Annotated in this window: 15 protein-coding genes; 7 read left to right on the forward strand and 8 right to left on the reverse strand. The window is 71.0% G+C overall.

The window, feature by feature from the left end:
- Positions 1 to 59: 59 nt before the first annotated feature.
- Positions 60 to 539, reverse strand: coding sequence for an RrF2 family transcriptional regulator (locus tag ACFKCF_RS35235; RefSeq protein WP_394499610.1), 480 nt, complete (start codon positions 537 to 539; stop codon positions 60 to 62).
- A gap of 73 nt (positions 540 to 612) precedes the next feature.
- The gene (locus ACFKCF_RS35240; RefSeq protein ID WP_394499611.1) at positions 613 to 1,845 is read right to left on the reverse strand and encodes an aminotransferase class V-fold PLP-dependent enzyme; all 1,233 of its coding nucleotides are present in this window, start codon (positions 1,843 to 1,845) and stop codon (positions 613 to 615) included.
- On the opposite strand from ACFKCF_RS35240, the gene ACFKCF_RS35245 reads away from it, so the two are divergent.
- Positions 1,844 to 3,226: a PLP-dependent aminotransferase family protein gene (locus ACFKCF_RS35245; RefSeq protein ID WP_394499612.1), complete on the forward strand. Its 1,383-nt coding sequence runs from the start codon at positions 1,844 to 1,846 to the stop codon at positions 3,224 to 3,226. The two genes, ACFKCF_RS35240 and ACFKCF_RS35245, sit on opposite strands and share 2 nt — an antisense overlap.
- Positions 3,227 to 3,254: 28 nt before the next feature.
- Here ACFKCF_RS35245 and ACFKCF_RS35250 read toward each other — a convergent pair whose 3' ends face one another.
- The 4 genes from ACFKCF_RS35250 to ACFKCF_RS35265 form a co-directional block, all read right to left on the reverse strand.
- On the reverse strand, positions 3,255 to 5,285 hold the full coding sequence (locus ACFKCF_RS35250; protein WP_394499613.1) for a S8 family serine peptidase: 2,031 nt from the start codon (positions 5,283 to 5,285) through the stop codon (positions 3,255 to 3,257).
- Positions 5,286 to 5,423: 138 nt separating this feature from the next.
- Complete coding sequence (locus ACFKCF_RS35255) at positions 5,424 to 7,049, reverse strand: phospholipase A2 (RefSeq protein ID WP_394499614.1); 1,626 nt, start codon at positions 7,047 to 7,049, stop codon at positions 5,424 to 5,426.
- A 201-nt stretch (positions 7,050 to 7,250) separates the two neighbouring features.
- Positions 7,251 to 8,489, reverse strand: coding sequence for an acyltransferase family protein (locus ACFKCF_RS35260; RefSeq protein ID WP_394499615.1), 1,239 nt, complete (start codon positions 8,487 to 8,489; stop codon positions 7,251 to 7,253).
- A 167-nt stretch (positions 8,490 to 8,656) separates the two neighbouring features.
- Entirely contained in the window at positions 8,657 to 9,589 is a 933-nt protein-coding gene (locus ACFKCF_RS35265) for an MBL fold metallo-hydrolase (RefSeq protein ID WP_394499616.1), read from the reverse strand.
- Positions 9,590 to 9,668: 79 nt separating this feature from the next.
- Here ACFKCF_RS35265 and ACFKCF_RS35270 point away from each other — a divergent pair, with 79 nt between their 5' ends.
- Positions 9,669 to 10,427 (forward strand): TetR/AcrR family transcriptional regulator, encoded by a 759-nt coding sequence (locus ACFKCF_RS35270; RefSeq protein WP_394499617.1) that lies wholly within the window; start codon positions 9,669 to 9,671, stop codon positions 10,425 to 10,427.
- Here ACFKCF_RS35270 and ACFKCF_RS35275 read toward each other — a convergent pair.
- On the reverse strand, positions 10,359 to 10,850 hold the full coding sequence (locus ACFKCF_RS35275; RefSeq protein WP_394499618.1) for an FBP domain-containing protein: 492 nt from the start codon (positions 10,848 to 10,850) through the stop codon (positions 10,359 to 10,361). The genes ACFKCF_RS35270 and ACFKCF_RS35275 overlap by 69 nt on opposite strands.
- 68 nt (positions 10,851 to 10,918) lie before the next feature.
- Here ACFKCF_RS35275 and ACFKCF_RS35280 point away from each other — a divergent pair, with 68 nt between their 5' ends.
- The 3 genes from ACFKCF_RS35280 (at position 10,919) to ACFKCF_RS35290 (ending at position 13,563) form a co-directional block, all read left to right on the forward strand.
- Entirely contained in the window at positions 10,919 to 11,488 is a 570-nt protein-coding gene (locus ACFKCF_RS35280) for a TetR/AcrR family transcriptional regulator (protein WP_394499619.1), read from the forward strand.
- A 339-nt stretch (positions 11,489 to 11,827) separates the two neighbouring features.
- The gene (locus tag ACFKCF_RS35285) at positions 11,828 to 12,328 is read left to right on the forward strand and encodes a MarR family winged helix-turn-helix transcriptional regulator (protein ID WP_394499620.1); all 501 of its coding nucleotides are present in this window, start codon (positions 11,828 to 11,830) and stop codon (positions 12,326 to 12,328) included.
- Positions 12,319 to 13,563: an MFS transporter gene (locus ACFKCF_RS35290; protein ID WP_394499621.1), complete on the forward strand. Its 1,245-nt coding sequence runs from the start codon at positions 12,319 to 12,321 to the stop codon at positions 13,561 to 13,563. The genes ACFKCF_RS35285 and ACFKCF_RS35290 overlap by 10 nt, the downstream gene beginning before the upstream one ends.
- Positions 13,564 to 13,583: 20 nt before the next feature.
- On the opposite strand, the gene ACFKCF_RS35295 is transcribed toward ACFKCF_RS35290, so the two are convergent.
- Entirely contained in the window at positions 13,584 to 13,760 is a 177-nt protein-coding gene (locus tag ACFKCF_RS35295) for a hypothetical protein (RefSeq protein WP_394499718.1), read from the reverse strand.
- Between ACFKCF_RS35295 and ACFKCF_RS35300 the strand changes: the two genes are divergently transcribed.
- On the forward strand, positions 13,693 to 14,091 hold the full coding sequence (locus ACFKCF_RS35300; RefSeq protein ID WP_394499717.1) for a GNAT family N-acetyltransferase: 399 nt from the start codon (positions 13,693 to 13,695) through the stop codon (positions 14,089 to 14,091). The genes ACFKCF_RS35295 and ACFKCF_RS35300 overlap by 68 nt on opposite strands.
- Positions 13,982 to 14,338 carry a hypothetical protein gene (locus ACFKCF_RS35305; protein ID WP_394499719.1) on the forward strand — a complete coding sequence of 119 codons (357 nt, stop codon included), beginning with the start codon at positions 13,982 to 13,984 and terminating at the stop codon, positions 14,336 to 14,338. The genes ACFKCF_RS35300 and ACFKCF_RS35305 overlap by 110 nt, the downstream gene beginning before the upstream one ends.
- Positions 14,339 to 14,355: the final 17 nt, after the last annotated feature.

The raw sequence follows: 14,355 nt of genomic DNA on the forward strand, positions 1-14,355 counted from the left end.
CTGGATATTTGATATCCAGAATTAGGCCAAGCGGCAGGGCCGCTCAGGGGTGGGGTCGCTCAGGGGCGACGGTTCGCGAACCAGTCGCGCGTGGCGGCGGGCGTGCCGGGGGAGTGGCGCTCCACCGTCGCCTTGATGTCGGCCAGCGTCTGGCCGGCCAGCTCCTTGCGCCAGGCGAGCTCGGCCCGCCGCATGGCCTGCGAGACGAAGCATGCCTTGCGGTAGTCGACGTCCGGCCAGCCGGACGGCCCCTTCCGCAGCACCTCCTCGCAGCGGAAGGCCTCGCCCGGCCCTTCGATCGCGGTGACCACGTCGAGCAACGTGATGCGCTCCGGTGGCCGGGCCAGCCGGAACCCGCCGCGGGGGCCAGGGGTGGAGGTGACGATGCCGGCCCGTGCCAGCGCCTGGAGCTGCTTGTTCAGGTACGCCGTGGGCAGCTCGTAGAACGCCGCCAGCCGGGCGGCGGTCATGGCCTCACCCTGCTTCACCCACGTCAGGTTCAGGCAGCTGTGCAGGGCCCACTCCACCCCCTCGCTCATCCGCATAATCCTGGATATTAAACGTCTAGATCTGGATGGGCAACCCTGCTTCTGAGCGCGGGCCCGCCGCCCCTCACCGCCGGGCGGCGGCGAGGCTGAGCTCGGCGACGGCGGCGGCGACCCGGTCCACCTCCTCCTCGGTGTTGTAGTAGTGCGGTGACAGGCGAAGGGCCCACTCCACGTCCTTGTCGCCGAAGTCGTACTGGGCGAACTCGCGGAAGCTGAGGGCGGAGTTGATCCTCTGCGCGTCCATGGCCTCCTTGAACGGTTGCGGCTGCCAGCCTTCGATCTCGAAGGTGACCAGGGCCGCCGGCCGCGGGCCGCGATCGAGGAGCCGGACGCCGGGGACGGCGGCCAGCCGGTCACGCAGCCGGGCCGCGAGCGCGGGCGTGCGCTCGGCGATGCGGGGCAGGCCGACCTGGAGGGCGTACCTGGTGGCCACCGCGCTGCCGATCACGGCCGAGTAGGGGAACTCCCAGTCCTCGAAGCGCGCGGCGGTCTCGACCGGGCGGTAGCGCTCCGGCGCGACCCAGCGGGCGCCGTACATGTCGATGAACAGCGGCTCGTAGCCGGCGCGCAGGACCCGGTCGGAGACGTACAGGAAGCCTGAGCCGCGCGGCCCGCGCAGGAACTTGCGGCACGTGGCGGTGAGCAGGTCGCAGCCGATCTCCTCGACGTCGATCTCGTACTGGCCGACCGTCTGGCAGGCGTCCACGAGATACAGCAGCTCCAGCTCGCGGCAGTGGCGGCCGATCTCGGCGACCGGCTGGACCAGGCCGGAGTTCGTGGGCACGTGGGTCACGGCGACCAGCCGGGGCCGCCGCGAGCGCATGAGCGCCGCCATCGCCTCGACGTCGACGCCGCTGCCGTCGGCGTGGTCCGGCGCGTGCACGATCTCGACGCCGAACCTCTTGCGCAGGGACAGGAAGGCGATCTGGTTGGAGATGAAGTCGTTGCGCGTGGTGAGGATGACGTCGCCGGGCTCGAACGGGATGGCGGACAGTGCCCTGGTGTAGGCGTCGGTCGCGCTCCCGGCGAAGGCGATGTTGTCGGGGGAGCAGTTGATGAGCCCGGCCGTCGCGGCGTAGAAGTCGCGGACCTCCGCCTGCCGCGCCGCGGCCGCCTCGTATCCGCCGATGGCCGCTTCGAGCCGCAGGTGGGCGAGCATCGCCTCCAGCACCGGCCTGGCCAGCAGGCCGCAGCCGGCGTTGTTGAAGTGCACCACCGATGCGCAGCCCGGGGTGTCGTCGCGAAGGGTCTGAAGCGTTTCCGCAGTAAAGGGGAAAGCGTTATTCTTGTATGTCATGTCCGAGAGTAACACTACTGAGGCTCTCGTCACGAGCCTGCGGGCGGAGATCGCCGGGCTGGCCGCGGGCGACCGGCTGCCCAGCGCCCGCGACCTGGTGCGCCGGCACGGGGTGAGCCCGGTGACGGTGACGCGTGCCTTCGCCCTGCTGGCCGCCGAGGGGGCGGTGGTGACCCGGCCGGGCAGCGGCACCTTCGTGGCGACGCGCCGCGACCGGTCCCCCGGCGGCGTGGGGGACACCTCCTGGCAGACGGTCGTGCTCGCGGACCGCAGCATGCCCGCGCTGACGGCGGGCGACCTGCTGGATCCGCCGCCCGGCGCCATCACGATGGCCGGCGGCTACCTGCACAGCTCCCTGCAGCCGGCCAAGGCGCTGGCCGCCGCTCTCGCCCGCGCGGCCCGCCGCCCGGACGCCTGGGATCGAGCGCCGGTGGCCGGCCTGGCGCCGTTGCGTACGATCTTCGCCAGGCAGGCCGGCGGCGACGTCGGCTCCGACGACGTGCTGATCACCAGCGGCGGGCAGAGCGCCCTTTCCATGGTGTTCCGTGCCGTCGCCGCGCCCGGCAGCCCGATCCTGGTCGAATCACCCAGCTATCCGGGTGCGCTGTCGGCCGCCCGCGCGGCGGGGCTGCGCCCCGTGCCCGTGCCCCTGGACGGCGCTGGCATCCGGCCCGACCTGCTGGCCGACGCCTTCGCCACGACCGGGGCCCGGCTGCTGTACTGCCAGCCGACCTTCCACAACCCGACCGGCGCCGTCCTGTCGCCCGAGCGTCGCCGGCAGGTGGTCGACGTGGCCCGCGCGGCCGGCGCCTTCCTGGTCGAGGACGACTTCGCGCGCCACCTCGGGCACGGCGCGCCGGTGCCTCGCGCGCTCGTCGCCGACGACCGCGACGGCACCGTGGTCTGCGTGACCTCCCTGACCAAGCCCGCCTCGCCCAGCCTGCGCATCGGCGCGGTCATCGCCAGGGGCCCGGTGATGGAACGGCTGCGCGCGATGCGGCGGGTCGACGACTTCTTCATCGCGCGCCCCCTCCAGGAGGCGGCCGTCGAGCTGCTCAGCACGCCGGCCTGGGACCGGCACCTGCGTGCTCTGGCCCACGCGTTGCGCGAACGCTGCGCCGCGCTGGTCACCGCGCTGGCGCGCGAGGTCCCCGGCTGGGTGCCGGAGCAGATCCCCACCGGAGGGCTGCACCTGTGGGTGCGGATGAGCGCGGGCCACGACCACGCCGCCGTCGAGGCGGCGCGGGCGCGGGGCGTGGTCATCAGCGCGGGCCGCGACTACTTCGCCGCGGAGGCTCCCGGCGGCTACCTTCGGCTCGGCTTCGCGGCGGCCGCCGACCTCGCCGAACTGGTCGAGGGGGCGCGGCGGCTCGGTACGTAGCTCCCTGTCTCGAGCCGCCGCGCTCTGCTCAGAGCGTCAGGGTCCATCCGTTGATGTAGCCCTTGTCGCCGGAGGCGACGTCTTCGACGCGTAGTTTCCAGCTGCCGCTGGCTGGTGAGGCGCTGGCGTTGACGTGATAGGTCTCGTTCAGGACGTCGGCGTCGTCCTTGGGTGCCGGGGCCCGTAGCGGATAGACCTTGCCGTCCGGGGCGACCAGGTCGAGCTTCAGGTCACCGCGCCAGGTGTGGTTGATCTCGACGTAGACGGTCACGTTGGAGGGGGCGTTGCCGGAGATCCAGCCGACCACGATCTGGGAGTCCGTGCTGCCGGGGTCGGGGATGGGGATGTCGTCCCAGGCGCCGAAGCAGGGCAGCCTGATGGTCCAGCTGTCGATGTAGCCGGTGTCGAGCCATTCGACGTCCTGGGCGCGCAGTTTCCAGGTGCCCTTCACCGGGGAGGCGCTGGCGTTGACGTGATAGGTCTCGTGGATGATGTCGGCGCTGTCGTTGGGTGCGGGGGCCCGCAGCGGGTAGACCTTGCCGTCCGGGGCGATCAGGTCGGCCTTCACCTCGCCGCGCCAGGTGTGGTGGATGTCGATGTAGACCTCGATGGAGGCGGGCGCGCTGCCGATGAGGTCGTTGACCACGATCTTCGATTCGACGTAGCCGTGGTCGGGGATGGCGTAGTCGGTCCCGTTGGTGTAGTTGGGCAGCGGCCAGGGGTCCGCGTCGGGGTCCGGGGTGGGGTTGGTGCTGCCGAGTACGGCGGTGTCGAGCTGGATGCGCGGGGTGGTGGCGCCGGTGTAGGTGATGACCTTGCCGGTGGTCTTCAGGGCGGTCACCAGTTGGGAGACGGCGGTGGTGGGCTGGGCCTGGCGCATCACGGCCAGGGCGCCGGTGACGTGGGGGGCGGCCATGGAGGTGCCGCTCATGGAGGCGTACTTGTTGCCCGGTACGGAGGAGACGATGTCGGTGCCCGGGGCGAACAGGTCCAGCAGGGGGCCGCGGTTGCTGAAGGTGGACGGGGTGCCCTGGTCGGTGGTGCTGCCGACGGCGATGGCCGAGGAGATGCAGGCCGGCGCGCTGACGGCGTCGCCGAAGCCGTTGTTGCCGGAGGCGATGACGGTGGCCACGCCGGCGGCCAGGAGGGCGTCGATGGGGGCTTTGCGGAGGTCGTCGTCGCAGGCGGCGGGGTAGTGGCCGTTGCCGAGGCTGAGGTTGGCGGCCACGATGGGGATGCCGCTCTCCCGCAGCTCCAGGACCTTCTCCAGACCGGCGATCTGGGCGCTGGTGAAACTCATCACGCAGGGGGCCGCGCCGGCGCCGCAGAAGTCCTCGGAGCTGAACCTGCTGAAGATCTGGATGGCGACGAGTTCGGCGCCGGGGGCGACGCCGGCCGGTGGTGCTCCGGTGAGGTTCTGGCCGTTGCCGACGGCGATGCCGGCCACGTGGGTGCCGTGGTCGCAGTCGAGGGCGGCGTCGGCGCAGGGGCCGGTGTCGCTGTCGGCCGCGCCGGGCCCTTCCTGCTCGGCGGTGCCGTCGGGGCACAGGCTGGTGGAGCCGTAGTCGGGGTCGATGGGGGAGAAGCAGGCCTCGTCGAGGACGCGGCTGCCCAGGAAGGGGTGGTTGACGGCGACGCCGGTGTCCAGGATGGCGACGACGCTGCCGGCGCCGGTCATGCCCGCGGCGCGGGTGCGGTCCCCGCCGATCAGGGGGATGCTCTGGGCCAGCACCGGGGGTACGGGCTTGTCCTCGGTGACGCTGACCACGTTGGGGAGCTTGGCCAGCCGGTCCACGGCCGCCGCGTCCACGCGCAGGGTGACCAGGGGGAAGCGGGAGGAGGTCCGCAGGACCTGGCCGCTGCTGGCGGCGTCGGGCAGGTCGTTCCGGGACTTGGTGACCACGTTCACCCGGAGCTTGCCGCCGGCGGCAAGCTTGGTGCGCACTTCGGGCTCCACCGTCGGCGCCGTTCCCGTGGTCTGCTGGGCAGTCTGTTGCTCCAGATTCGCCGAGGCCGCGTGGGCCGGCACGCTCACGAACGCGGTGGCCGCCAATGCCACAATGACGCAGGATAAGACCGGAAATTTCATGACATATCGCGCCTTACGTGAAGAGTTCCATGGTGACGACGCCGACATGAGGGGGTGGCCGGACGGCGGTCGATCCCGCCGTCCGGCCCGTGGGGTCACAGGGTGGGATTACGTCGCGTTCGCGCCGTTCTTGGGATTGCCCTTGACCCGGACGGCGGCCCAGTAGACGAGGGCGATCCGCTTGCAGGTCCCGCGGACCAGGATGAAGTAGCCGCCGCACACCTTGTCGCGCAGCGTGATGTAGAACCTGTTGTCCACGTCGGCCTTGCGGCTGCGGTCGAGGTAGTACTTGTACTTCTTGTACGTGTTGCCGATCAGCCCGTACCCGTAGTCGTGCGAGTCACAAGCCGGCCGGTAGTCGAAGCCGCTGGGACGGTCCGGAGCCTGCGTGCAGTGGTCGTGGTTGATGCCCATGACCTTGAAGCCGCTGGCGGTCCGCTTCCAGCTCGGGCTGTGCCAGCCGTAGTGCGCCGCGTAGGAGACGCAGCCGATCTTGGTCCACCACATCCAGTCCTTGGCCGTGGGGCAGTACTTCGGATAGGCCTGCGTGCCGTCGATGCCGCCCGGGATGAAGTCGCCCGGCGGCGGCTCCGGGGTCACGGGGCTGGGGATCCCTCCCGAACCCTCGATCGGCGTGCCGGCGGTCGGCCGGTCGGCGTCGGCGGAGGTCACCTGGGGGACCGCGCTGCCCGCGGGGAAGCTCAGCTGCCACGCGCCGTTGCTGCGCGAGTCGATCGACGTCAGGCGGCCGATCCCGTCGTAGGCGTAGGTCGCCTGGGTGGTGCCGTCGCTGGGGTCGCTCACCGTGCGCAGCAGCCCGGACAGGTCGTACGCGTAGCGGGCCGCCGTCTGCGGCGCCTCGGTGCCGACGGTGACCGTGACCTCCTTGAGCCGGCCCGTGAAGTCGCCGAGCGAGGAGGTGCCGGCCGTGGTCGACGTGGCGTAGGTGAACGCGAGGGTGGTCTCGGGAGCCTCGCCCGCGGCCGGTTCCTTGATGGTGCTGATGCGGCCCTGGGTGTCGTAACCAACCGTCGATTTGCCGTACGCGGTGGTGCCGACGCTCGTCACCCGCCAGGTGTCGGTGCTCTGCAGGCCCGCCGGCTGCGCCCAGGTGTAGGCGAACTTGAGGTCGGCCGCGCTGACGGGGTTGCCGCTCGCGTCGGTGAAGGTGTCGTCACCGGCGTCCTGGGTGGCCGGATCCACCGAGATCGCCTCGGACATCGTGGTACGCATCGCTCCGGCGGTCGCGTCCCACTTGGTCGTTTCGGTGAGCTTGGCGCCGGTGGCGTCCTCGTAGGTGTTGATACCGCCGCCGCCCGGCAGCGAGACGCTGCTCTTCAGGTCGTAGCGGGTCGAACTTCCCTCTTCCAGGTTCGTGACGACGACGGCGCCGTTCTGGACCTCCAGCTTCCGGTTGATCGCCCCGCCGAGGAACTCCCCTTGCCAGCCGGGCCCGAAGACGGCCAGTTCGGGGCGGGTGGCGGGGGCCGACTGCGGTCGGGCCAGGTCGCCGTTGGCGGCGGCCACGCCGTGCCGGCGGCCGATCCCGGCGAAGGACACGTCCGTTTCGGCGATCTTGAAGGTGGAGGAGTCGGAGAAGTATTGGCCGGGGCCGACCTCCTGAACCTCGGCCGGGGGCGGCTCGTCGGTGACCGCGGCGGAGGCGGAGGCGTCGGGGGAGAGGAAGGGGATCAGCACCGCCGAAAGAGCGACGGCGGTCGTTAATCGGCGCAATGGGGCCTCCCGTGTGCGGGCGTGAGTGATTTGATCACCTGGACAGTAGATGATCGGAATTCACTCCACAAGGGTCTGGACAGCCATTCAAATCGGTGCTCAAATCGCGTTCGGAGTCACACCTTTCGCGCCCTTCGGTAAGCGGTGACGCGTACCGCGAACCGCATTTCCGGGCGCCGTAGGCTCTCGCGAATCTCCAGGTCAGACGGACTTCCCTGGTGAATTTATGGCGACCTTATCGGTTCTCCGGTGAAGATCGGATGATGCCTCCCGGGATTTATATGGCGGTAATGTAGCGATTTTATGGCGGTTGCGCCGACCATTATTCGCGGGGATTGCCGCGCCATTGCCCCGGGCGGTCAGGGCTCGCTTCAGCACGGGGGCCAAGGGGCGTTCGACAAGGGTGTGGACGGCGTACGCGAGGGCGGCCATCAGCGTCATCGTGGCGATCAGCAGGACGTACGGCGGCACCCGGTCGCCGAGCCTGGTGAGGACGATGAAGCCGATGTGGGCGTGGACCAGGTAGAGCGGATAGGTCAGGGCGCCGGCGATCGCGAACCAGGGCCGGCCCAGGCCGCGGGTGACGCGCAGCGCGATCAGGGTCATCACGATGAAGATCGCGATGATGGCGGCCACCACGACACCTGGCGCGATCTCGGCGTGGTAGCGGGAGGCGACCTTGCCGGCGAACTCGACGCCGCGGTGGACGGCGTTGCCGAGGCAGAGCGCGAGGATCGCGCCGAGCTGCCAGGTGGGGCCGTACCGGTGGACGACGCACAGCGCCATGCCCGCGATGAAGTAGTGCGAGAACTGCGACTGCACCACCAGGTCGGCGACGGTGTGCGCGGAGGGCGGGAGCACCCCGCTCTGCAGCAGGAAGGTCAGGGCCAGCCAGCCCCACGACATCGCGGTCACCCGCGCCCGCGTGACGCCGATCCAGGTCAGGGCGAAGATGAGCGCGTAGAACCTGATCTCGGCCCACAGGGTCCAGTAGACGACGTCGATGTTCGGGATGTCGGGTAACGAGTTGAACATCGTCAGGTTGGCGAGATACTGCGCGAACGTGACCGGATAGCGGCCCAGGCCGAGCGTGACCGAGACCACGGTCGTGATCGTGACCGCGATCCAGAAGGCCGGATAGAGGCGGACGATCCGGGAGACCAGGAACGCGCCCGGGCCGCGGTCCCAGGCGTTCAGCAGCACCACGAACCCGCTGATCACGAAGAACAGGTCCACGCCCAGATAGCCGAATCTGGCGATCTCGCCGGCCGCGGGGAACCGCAGCGGGCTCGATCCGCCCACCGGCCCGGAGAACATGTAGTGATAGACCATCACCGCGACGGCCGCGGTGATGCGCAGCGCGTCGATCTCGTGCAGGCGGTCCCGCTGGGGGAGACGGTGCCGTCCGGGCTCCCTGGAGTCGCGGCTGAGGGCAGGCATGATGGACGACCTCGTGGGGATCCGGTGGCGGCGGGTGCTGGGTGATCAGCACACCAGCCACCGGACCTGCGAGTCTTTCCCACGTACGCCCCAACCGAGGTACAGCCTGCGCTACCTCGGCCGGTACGGCCTGTGCTCCGTGCTCGGCGTCGCCGCAGGTCCAGGCGCTATGAGGCGGCCTCGTGGAAGAAGGCGCGGGCGGCGAAGCCGATCCACTCGGGGCGTTCCCAGGTGGTCCAGCGGGCTCGGGCGGCCTGGTCGATCGCCGCCGCGGTCTCGTCCTCGGAGGCGCCGCAGGCACGCAGGCGGGCGACCTCGGCGCGGACGTAGACGAGGTAGTCGCGGACGTCGTGGAGCAGGGAGACGTCGCTCACCTCGCCGTGGCCGGGGACGACGACCTCGGGGGAGAGGGCGATGAGGCGGTCGAGCAGGTCGATCCAGCGCGCGCCGTCGACGTCGACGTCATAGGGCGGGAAGTACGGCGTGATCGGGAAGATGCGGGTCTCGAACAGGTCGCCGCCGAAGAGGACGCGGTCGTCGACCAGGACGATCTGGTCGGAGGCGGTGTGCGCCGGGCCGGCGGTGCGCAGGATCGCGGTCCGGCCGCCGAGGTCGAGCTCCGCCTCGCCGTCGTAGACGAGGTCGGGGTCGACGAGGGTGACGTCCTGGAGCTCGGCCGCGACGGCGGGGCTCAGTTTCTTGAACATGTCGAGGTAGGCCGCGCCCTTGCGGTGCAGCTCGGCGCGCTGGGCGGCGTTGTAGACGATCGTCGCGGCTCCCTTGAAGGCCTGCGCGCCGAAACCGTGCTCGGGGTGGAAGTGGGTGACGGTCAGGTACAGGCGCCGGTCGCCGGCCAGGAGGCGGGCCCGTTCCAGGACGTGGGCGCCGTTGCGGGGTCCCATGCCGGTGTCGATCACCAGCGCGGCCCGCTCACCGACGACGATGCCCACGTTGGGGACGAGCTCGACGCGGCCGTCCGGGATGACGTACACGCCGTCGGCCACCTCGACCGGCTCGCCCCGCACGATCGGCGGCGGGCCCGGCCGGACCTCCGGGACGACGGCCTTTCCGGCGGACGGCGAAGACGCGGTGGGGCACATGACCCACTCCAATCTGAACAGTGTTGAGATGGCTTTTCGCGCAGCGTAACACGGATCTGATCGGTGTTAAGATCGGCTCATGGCCAAAGGGCGGTATCACCACGGCGACCTGCGCGCCGCACTTCTGGACGCCGCAGAGGGGCTCGTGCGCGAACGCGGGGCCGATGGCTGGTCGCTACGCGAAGCCTCCGCCCGGGTCGGCGTCAGCCCCAGCGCCGCCTACCACCACTTCGCCTCACGCGACACGCTCGTCCGCGCCCTGTCCGAACGGGTCCTCTCCCGACTCGGCGGCCTCCTGGCGGCCGCCTGCGAGCGAGCCGCCCGCGAGACCGCTGACCCGGGCGCCTGCGAACGAGTCGCCCGCGAGACCGCCGACCCCCACCGTCGCCTGATCGCCCTCGGTCGCGGCTACCTGCACTGGGCGATCGAGGACCCGGCCGTGGCCCGCCTCGTCTTCGGCGCGGGCGCCACCGGCCCGGACTCCCGCGTCTCGCCCCATCCGCACGACGTGCTGGCGGCCGAACTCGACCGCCTCGCCGACCTCGGCGCCCTCCCGGCGGCCTCGCGCCCGGGGGCGGAGTTCGTCGTCTGGGCGCCCATTCACGGTCTCGCGGTCCTGCTCATCGACGGCCTGATCCGCGTCGACGACGCCCGGGCCTTCGACCTCCAGGCCGAACGCGTCATCCGCGCCACCCTCAACGGCCTGTGCCACGAGCCCGCCCCCTCCGGGGACTGGCCCGCCGTCCACTCCGCGCACACCGACCGCCGGTCACACCTTGGCCAGGAAGGCGAACAGGTTGGCCCGGGTGCGGGCGACCTTCTCCGGCAGGGTGAGTGACTCGTCGATGGCCCCGTCGCCCGCGGCCTTCTTCTTCCCGCGTACGTACAGGGAGCAGTCGAGATCGGTGCACAGATACTGCCCGACCGAGTTGCCCTGACGCCCGGCCTCGCCGGTCCGGCGCGCGGTCATCAGCGCGACGCCGCCGCTGGTGTGCATGGTCAGGCACAGCGAGCACATGCTGCGCGAGGTGAAGCCGCGCGACGTGCCGGACGTCACCCGCAGCGCGATCCCGACGAGGGAGCCGTCGCGTTCGGCCACCAGGTACGCGCGTTCGGGCGCGCCCGGATCTCGCCACCCGAGGAAGTCGAGGTCTTCCCAGGGGCTCTGTGCGAGGTCCTTGGGCGGGCTGAGGCGCTGGGTCTCCCCCTTGGAGCAGTTGATGAACGATGTGCGGAGGTCCCGCTCGGTGACTGGTCTCATGGGCGGCGAGGCTAGCTCTCCTTAAGGGTATTATGCAAATACTTAAAGGCTGTAAGAAAGGTGGGCGCATGGCGCGGGCTGGAGTGACCCCGGAGCGTCTGACCAGCGCGGCGGCGGAGCTGGCCGACGAGATCGGCTTCCAGAACGTGACCGTCTCGGCGCTCGCGCGCGGGTTCGGCGTCAAGCCCGCGGCCCTGTACGCGCACGTCAAGGACGCGCAGGACCTGCGGATCAGGGTGCGGGAGCTGGCCCTGGGGGAGCTGGCCGACAGGGTCGCCGCCGCGCTGGCCGGCCGGGCGGGCAAGGAGGCGCTGGTGGCCTTCGCCAACGCCTACCGCGACTACGCGAAGGAGCACCCCGGCAGGTACGCCGCGGCGCAGCTCGAGCTGCCCCCGGAGGCGGCGGCCACCAGGGCGGCAGGCCGGCACGCGGAGCTGACGCGGGCGCTCCTGCGCGGCTATGGCCTGTCGGACCCCGACCAGACCGACGCGATCCGGCTGCTGGGCGGCGCTTTCCATGGATACGTGTCCCTGGAGACGACGGGCCGGTTCGCGACCCATCCGCGCAGCGCGGACGTGTCGTGGTCCAGGGCCCTGGACGCGCTGGACGTCCTGCTCAGAAACTGGCCGGCGGCCTGAGCTCTGTAGCGACCCTGTGGCGGATATATAGCTCCTGCGTCGAGTGTCGTGCAGAGCGCAGTCGCTGTAAGGAGGCGAGAAAGTGGCTGAAAGCGCCTTCCTCATCGCCTTGGTGGTGCTGGCCGGCACCGTCATCCTGCGGACCAACGTGGGGCGATATCTGTCCCGGCGGAGCCGTCCGCCTCGCACCGCGCCGGTGTTCGTGCCACCTTGCTGCGGCCCGGCCGTGACCCGCCGTCGCTCCAGAAGCGGCCGATCGGCCAGGTGCGCGTACGAGCGCGTGCCCCGGCGCGCCTGACATTTAACAGTGCTTATATAAGTGCTGTTACGATTGGCTTCATGGCCGACCCCCATGAGATCGACCCCAGCCATCAGAGCCTCTGGCGCCCGCTGCGGCTTCTCCAGGCGTCGATGGACGCCGACATCGCCCGCATCTACGCCGCGGAGCGGATCGACGGGCTCAAGCCGAGCTACGTGATGGAGCTGCTCCGCCTGCACGCCCGCGGACCGATGACCATCACCGAGCTGGCCGAGTCGGTCAACCGGACGCATTCGGCGCTCAGCCAGAAGGTGGCCGCGATGCGCGAGGCCGGCTGGGTCGAGACCGTCGCGGGCGACGACGCGCGCAGCAAGAAGGTGACGCTCACCGACCAGGCCCGCGCCGTCATCGGCCGCCTGGCGGCGGAGTGGCGGGCCACCGAGGCCGCCCTCGCCGACCTCGAGGCGGAGCTCCCCTATCCGCTCTCCCGGGTCGTCACCGACATCGAGCAGGCACTCGAACGCAGGAGCTTCCACGACCGGATCGCCGAGAAGCTGGCACAGGACCCCGGATGGGGCTGAGGGGCACGCTGCTCGACGTGACCCCGCTCCGGACGTCACCGCGGTTCCGGCGGTTATGGATCGGCCAGGCCCTGTCCGGTTTCGGCAGCCAGATGACGATCGTCGCGGTGATGTTCCAGGTCTGGGAGATGACCGGCAGCACCGCGTGGACCGGCGCCGTCGGCCTGGCGCAGGCGATCCCGCTCGTGGTCCTCGGGCTGTTCGCCGGATCGCTCGTCGACCGGGTGGATCGCCGCAGGCTCTGCCTGATCACGACCAGCGGGCATGCCGGGTGCTCGCTCCTTCTCACTGCCCAGGGCTTCTTCGGACAGCTCCCGCCCGCCGGGATTCTGGGGCTGGTGGTCGCGCATTCCTGCTTCGGCGCCGTCGGGGGCCCGGCCTCGCGTACGTTCATCGCGCACCTCCTGCCCAGGCACCAGCTGGCCGCCGGACTGGCGCTGAGACGCATCTCCTTCCAGGGCGCCATGCTGATGGGCCCCGCGCTGGGCGGGCTGATCGTGGGCGCGCTGGGCGTCGGGGGCTGCTACCTGATCGACACGCTGACCTTCGCCGCCGCGTTCTACGGCGTGGTCGGTCTGCCGCGGATGAGTCCCGAGGGCGAGCCCGCCCGCCCCGGACTGCGTGGCGTGCTGGACGGCCTGGCCTTCCTCGCCCGCACTCCCGTCGTTCGCGGAGCCCTGCTCACGGACCTCGCCACCACGGTGCTGTCCATGCCGATCAGCCTGTTCCCCTTGATCAACGCGGAGCGGTTCGGCGGCGACCCGCGCACTCTCGGACTGTTCCTCACCGCCATAGCCGTCGGTGGCGTCGTGGCCTCCGTCTTCTCCGGGACCTTCACCCGGCTGCCCCGGCCCGGCCTGGTCATGCTCGCCGGCTCCGCCACGTGGGGCGGGGCGCTCGCGCTGTTCGGCGGGTCACCCGACCCGTGGGCCGGGCTGGCCTTCCTCGTCCTGGCCGGCGCCGCCGACACCGTCTCCGTGGTGTCCCGGAGCACGATCGTCCAGCTGCACACCCCGAACGAACTGCTCGGCCGGGTCGGCGCCGCCGAACAGATCGTCGGGCAGGCCGGCCCCGACCTCGGCAACCTGCGCGGCGGCCTCGTCGCGGACGCCACCTCGGGAGCGGCGGCCCTGATCGGCGGCGGCCTGCTCTGCCTGGCCGCCATCGCCGCGGTGGGAACGACCACCCCGGCCCTGCGCCGCTCCTCCGCGGCCCCCGCCCCAGCCGGCATCTAGCCAGTCCCCCGGGGTGCTGCCTAGGTTGTGTGATCGCGGAAATCCGCGACCTGACTCCCGACGATCTCGACGACGTCCTCGATGTCCGTACGCGCTCGTTCGGGCCGCTCCCACGGCAGGCCGCAGCCGATGGCGGGCGTCGCGGGCGTCACCGTCAGTCCCGAGGATCGGGGCCGTGGCGTCGGCAGCCGGCTCATGCGGGCCGTCGTCGAGCGGGCGGCCTCGCTCGGCGACGCGGTCTCAGCGCTTCATCCGGCCACCACGCCGATCTACCGCTCGGTCGGCTACGAGCCGCGGGGGCCGACGGCCACGCTGCGCTTGAGCGGGCTGATGTCCAGTGACGACCGGTACGACGAGGCGCTCGACACGGCGTTCGCCGCCAGGCGAGGTCCTGCTTCGGCCCGGCGGTGTCGAGCATGTGGTGCAGGAAGCCGAACAGCGCCGGCCCGGGTGTCCGGGATTCCAGGGCTTCGACGGCGGTGCGGTGGAGCCGTCTCAGGTGGTCCGCGACGACGGCGTCGAGGATGAGTTGCCGGTTGCGGCGGGCGTCGGCGCGCATCGTCCGATCCTCCAGGAGTTCACCGGCGTCGATCGGGTCGCCATCCACGAGATGGCGGACCCCGAGGTCATCATCACCGAGTACCGGCTGCACGGGCGGCTGATCGCCACGGATACCCGATTTGTCGGCACCATCGTCATGGTCGCCGGGGTGCGGGACGGCCTGATCGCCTGGTCCCGCACCTACTCGCACGAGCAGGCGGAGCCCGTCGCCTGATCTCGCGCGGGTTTACG

The sequence above is a fragment of the Nonomuraea sp. JJY05 genome (assembly GCF_043496855.1).
Classification (GTDB): domain Bacteria; phylum Actinomycetota; class Actinomycetes; order Streptosporangiales; family Streptosporangiaceae; genus Nonomuraea.

What these genes read in the sequence shown, in the direction of transcription:
- ACFKCF_RS35235 (WP_394499610.1), bottom strand. Translation starts at nt 539, where the DNA reads ATGAGCGAGGGGGTGGAGTGGGCCCTGCACAGCTGCCTGAACCTGACG.
- ACFKCF_RS35245 (WP_394499612.1), top strand. Translation starts at nt 1,844, where the DNA reads ATGTCCGAGAGTAACACTACTGAGGCTCTCGTCACGAGCCTGCGGGCG.
- ACFKCF_RS35240 (WP_394499611.1), bottom strand. Translation starts at nt 1,845, where the DNA reads ATGACATACAAGAATAACGCTTTCCCCTTTACTGCGGAAACGCTTCAG.
- ACFKCF_RS35260 (WP_394499615.1), bottom strand. Translation starts at nt 8,489, where the DNA reads ATGCCTGCCCTCAGCCGCGACTCCAGGGAGCCCGGACGGCACCGTCTC.
- ACFKCF_RS35265 (WP_394499616.1), bottom strand. Translation starts at nt 9,589, where the DNA reads ATGTGCCCCACCGCGTCTTCGCCGTCCGCCGGAAAGGCCGTCGTCCCG.
- ACFKCF_RS35270 (WP_394499617.1), top strand. Translation starts at nt 9,669, where the DNA reads ATGGCCAAAGGGCGGTATCACCACGGCGACCTGCGCGCCGCACTTCTG.
- ACFKCF_RS35275 (WP_394499618.1), bottom strand. Translation starts at nt 10,850, where the DNA reads ATGAGACCAGTCACCGAGCGGGACCTCCGCACATCGTTCATCAACTGC.
- ACFKCF_RS35280 (WP_394499619.1), top strand. Translation starts at nt 10,919, where the DNA reads ATGGCGCGGGCTGGAGTGACCCCGGAGCGTCTGACCAGCGCGGCGGCG.
- ACFKCF_RS35285 (WP_394499620.1), top strand. Translation starts at nt 11,828, where the DNA reads ATGGCCGACCCCCATGAGATCGACCCCAGCCATCAGAGCCTCTGGCGC.
- ACFKCF_RS35290 (WP_394499621.1), top strand. Translation starts at nt 12,319, where the DNA reads ATGGGGCTGAGGGGCACGCTGCTCGACGTGACCCCGCTCCGGACGTCA.
- ACFKCF_RS35300 (WP_394499717.1), top strand. Translation starts at nt 13,693, where the DNA reads ATGGCGGGCGTCGCGGGCGTCACCGTCAGTCCCGAGGATCGGGGCCGT.
- ACFKCF_RS35295 (WP_394499718.1), bottom strand. Translation starts at nt 13,760, where the DNA reads ATGAGCCGGCTGCCGACGCCACGGCCCCGATCCTCGGGACTGACGGTG.